2 protein-coding genes are annotated in these 3,352 nt (G+C 38.5%); both read left to right on the top strand.

What is annotated here, in order from left to right; genetic code table 11:
- Positions 1–1,451: 1,451 nt before the first annotated feature.
- On the top strand, positions 1,452–2,483 hold a 1,032-nt coding region (locus AFK68_RS05145), incomplete at its 3' end, for an iron-containing alcohol dehydrogenase (protein ID WP_094671863.1).
- Positions 2,484–2,556: 73 nt separating this feature from the next.
- Positions 2,557–3,003, top strand: a complete 447-nt coding sequence (locus AFK68_RS05150; RefSeq protein WP_246844005.1) for a hypothetical protein — start codon at positions 2,557–2,559, stop codon at positions 3,001–3,003.
- Positions 3,004–3,352 lie beyond the last annotated feature (349 nt).

The raw sequence follows: 3,352 nt of genomic DNA on the forward strand, positions 1-3,352 counted from the left end.
GAATAATATTATATCATATAGAGGTAATTTTGATCTGAAAAATTCATCAAAGTTATATATAATTCCTAAAGCTTAACAACTCTTAACTTAATGTTAAATAAAACGAGCAACAATTAGGGTTAAACTAACAGGCAAGACTAAAAATAAATTCTCAAGTCCATGACTTAACTATTGCTAGCTAAACTGGTTTTGCTACGCGATATTAAAACCGTAGTACCTATGAAAATAGGCAAAAAGTTCCAACTGCTTCCATCAGCTAAGGATCTTATAGAAACCATTTGGTATCTGCGAAAGATAAGGGTTTTTGGCTTATGAGTCAGGAGTCAGGAAATGGAGAATGGAGNCTCCCCCACTCCCCTACTCTCAATCTATAATTTTAAATAGATCCCTTCAGGGGTTCTATACTGCTTGTTGAGTCTACCTTTAAGCATAAGTAATAGCTCAGTATCTAGAAGCTAACTAAGAATGCTCATTCAATAAAATTCACGTTGGTACAATTAAAACTCCCAAGTAAGTTATTTAGTCATTAATAAAGGATTTGACAACTATGCTAAACACCATAACTACCAAAGAACCGTTAAATCCAGATCAAAACGTGAATCACGGTTGTAATCTAAAGTGGAAGCTAGACGAGAAAGAAGAAGAGCAACTTTCCACTATAGAAGTGTGGAGAACTAAAATAATAAGCGAAAACTAATAAAAGCATTAGTTCAGTTTTGCTATCAAAAACGAGGAAATTTAAGTAAGTTTCAGTGTGAACAAAAAAACGATTACATTTTGCAATTTTCTATCTTAGGAAAATTGTCAAGCTTGCTGTGGATAAAACTGATCTAATGTTTATCTTTACAGAAATTTGAGAAAATATTCCTCAAGGATAATTGTTTCCTCGCAAAACTCTATAAAAATGTGGTAAGCTATCAATGTTTGGGTTTGGAGCTGATAGCACTACTCAGCCATACAGTAGCAACAAAAATAATTAGCCTATAATTGAATACTTCTTAGAAACTACTTCAAAGAAATGACAGACCCTTTGGTTTGTCTTAACCTTAGTAATAAGGTCAGGAATTACGCATGAGGTACAAAAAACTAGGATTTGAGATTGCTATCCGTTCCGGACTGCTCTGCAAACCCTGTCAGTTACTATTGCAAAGCTGTCACTTTTTCCTGACGGAATGCTGCGCATTCATGTCGGCAACAGCCGAAGTGCGTTTGCGGAGCATTCCGATAGGAAAGCTTTGCAGAATGCAAAACATGTCGCGCAGCTAAACGCTGCGCGACATGAAAAACGGAGTTGTGCGCCAGCAAAACGCCATGACAAAAATTACGTTGTACTGTGTAAGCCCTAAAGGTATTACATTAAGCTTTTACACAGACTTCCAGTGTAAAAGCAAACATCTGTTGTGTAAGAACACAGATAACACTTCTAAGCCAACAATTAACTAAATACAATTATGAGTAACGCAATATCAACTTCTACAGCAGTCATTGAAGAAGTAAACAAACCAGACTTCACATTTGACCCAAGTATTAGGCGCGATCATGCAGAAAAATATCGTACCTCAGAATGGTATGATGGTCGTGGAGAAATTAGAGCAGTAGAGGATGGTCGCTCATTCCAAATTAATGCAACATTTACCCTCCAGTCAGAAGTAAGATTAGTAAATGGAGTTTTAAACCCATCTAACCCTGCTTTAGCTGAAATCTACAAAACCCGTGGTCGGTGTATCGCAGTTGTCGATAAGACAGTAGATGAACTTTACGGAGAACAACTGGATAATTATTTTAAGCAGAATGAAATTCCTCTAGAAGTTCTTGTGTGTCGTGCTTGGGAGTCAGACAAAACTCCTGAGACAGTCCACAAAATATTAGCATTCTTGGGTAAAGATGGTTGTGATGTATCCCGTAATGAACCTGTTTTGATAATTGGAGGTGGTGTACTAAGCGATGTTGCTGGTTTAGCTTGTAGTTTGCAACACCGACGGACACCTTATGTGATGATTGGAAGTTCAATTGTTGCAGCTATTGATGCTGGACCATCCCCTCGTACCTGTACAAATGGTAATCTATTTAAGAATAGTATTGGTGCTTACCACCCTCCTGTGCTAACTATTGTAGACCGTACTTTGTTCCGCACTTTGGCAAAAGGTCATATTCGCAACGGGATGGCAGAAATTATCAAAATGGCAGTTACCGATGATCCAGTATTATTTGAATTGATGGAAAAATACGGTAAGCGTTTAGTGGATACTCATTTTGCTAATGTTGATGCAGATGAGGAATTGGAAAAAATAGCTGATGAGGTAATTTATCGTGCTTTGTATTCCTACATGAAGCATGAAGGCACAAATATGTTCGAGACCTATCAAGATAGACCTCACGCTTATGGACACACCTGGAGTCCTCGTTTTGAACCAGCGGCCAAACTGATGCACGGTCATGCTGTAGGTATTGGTATGGCTTTTGGAGCGACTTTAGCATTAGAGNGAATTGGAAAAAATAGCTGATGAGGTAATTTATCGTGCTTTGTATTCCTACATGAAGCATGAAGGCACAAATATGTTCGAGACCTATCAAGATAGACCTCACGCTTATGGACACACCTGGAGTCCTCGTTTTGAACCAGCGGCCAAACTGATGCACGGTCATGCTGTAGGTATTGGTATGGCTTTTGGAGCGACTTTAGCATTAGAGATGGGTTGGATCAAGAAAGATGACCGCGATCGCATAGTTGCATTGTGTGCTTCTATAGGTTTGTCTGTTTACCATCCTATTCTCGAAGATACAGAATTAATGCTTAAGGGCCAAAAAAATATGCGTCGTAAGCGTGGTAGTAGTGGGTTGTGGGCACCTCTACCTGCAGGTATTGGTTCTTGTGCTTTTGCTGGTGAAGTACCTCCAGACTTATTAACATCTGCTATTGAGGAACATAAGAATTATTGTGCTTCTTTCCCTGGTGAAGGAAAAGGGGAAGAAATGTATTTGAGTGACTTAGGTTTGGAGTAGAATTTAGAATTTAGAATTCAGAATTCAGAAGTTAAATTCTTACTGTAACTAAATTACAGCACTTTTTCCGAGAAACCGGGTTTAGTAGAATTCAGAATTCAGAAGTTAAATTCTTGCCGTAACTTTGCAGAGAAACCGGGTTTATATGAAATGACCTATTTCACTGATATCTGTTTCCGATAAACCCGGTTTCTTATAGAACCCCTGAAGGTATCTCCGCAAAGGTAAAGGTTTTTGCCAAAGGAGTCAGTCCTCAGTCCTCAGTAGTCAGGAGATGGAGAATAAAGAAATAGAGGAAAAAGGTAGAATTTTTTTGACTTACTTCATCATCTCCCCCACTCCCCCACTC

The sequence above is a fragment of the Hydrocoleum sp. CS-953 genome (genome assembly GCF_002260545.1).
GTDB lineage: Bacteria > Cyanobacteriota > Cyanobacteriia > Cyanobacteriales > Microcoleaceae > Trichodesmium.

Coding starts and splice junctions, on each gene's coding strand:
- AFK68_RS05150 (WP_246844005.1), top strand. CDS start 2,557: ATGTTCGAGACCTATCAAGATAGACCTCACGCTTATGGACACACCTGG.